General features: G+C 77.2%; 1 protein-coding gene. It reads right to left on the bottom strand.

Annotated elements, in window-relative coordinates; genetic code table 11:
* Window positions 1-787: FAD-binding oxidoreductase (locus tag ADK55_RS16245; protein WP_159041414.1), on the bottom strand; the 787-nt coding region annotated here is incomplete at its 3' end.
* Window positions 788-904: the final 117 nt, after the last annotated feature.

Consider the following 904-nt stretch of genomic DNA (forward strand, 5'->3'; position numbering starts at 1 on the left):
GCACCGCCGCGGACCGCGCGCCCGACCAGTGCAGTTCGGCGAAGGCCGCGTCCCCGACCGGGTGGGTGCGGAACCGGAACTCCGTCACCACGCCGAAGTTGCCGCCGCCACCGCCGCGCAGCGCCCAGAAGAGGTCGGGATCGTGTCCCGCGTCGACCTCGCGGACGACGCCGTCGGGAGTGACCACCCGGGCGCCGGTCAACGCGTCCGAGGTGGTGCCGTGCACCCGCGAGGCGAGTCCCATGCCGCCGCCCAGCGCGAGCCCGGCGATCCCGACCGAGGGACACAGCCCGGTCGGGATGCCCCGACCGCGTGCGGCGAGCGTGGCGTTGACCTCGCCGAGGCGGGCGCCGGCTCCGATCCGCGCCCCGTCCCCCTCGACCGCCACCTCGGCCATCGCCCCGACGTCGACCACGAGCCCGCCGTCGCCGCCGGACCAGCCCGCGTAGCCGTGGCCGCCGCCGCGCGGCACCACCGGCACGGCGGAACGACGGGCGAAGTCCAGGCAGGCGGCCACGTCCGAGGCGTGCGCCGGATAGGCCACCGCGAGCGGCGCGAGGGTGTCGTAACGGGGCTGGAAGAGCCGGCGGGCCTCGGGGTAGTCCGGGTCGCCCGGCACAACGATCCGCCCGTCCAACGAGCGGGCGAGCGCGGCGAAGTCGGGGCCGCGTACTGGGCGCCGGGAGGGACGGCGTACGGGGTCCGAGGGACCCCGCGCGGTCGCCCCGACCGTGGCCAGGACTGCGGCGGCCGCGCTCGTGAGGACCTGACGGCGGTGCGGGCTCATGCCCCCTTCCTGCCATCGGCCGGCCGGTTCGGGGCGAAGGCGGGACCACAAAGGTCGAGTTGCCCCCCGAACGGCCCAGGAACCCGCTCCTCCCCGTTCCCCCCGCCCGCGCGATCC

The organism is Streptomyces sp. WM4235 (assembly GCF_001279725.1).
Taxonomy (GTDB): domain Bacteria; phylum Actinomycetota; class Actinomycetes; order Streptomycetales; family Streptomycetaceae; genus Streptomyces.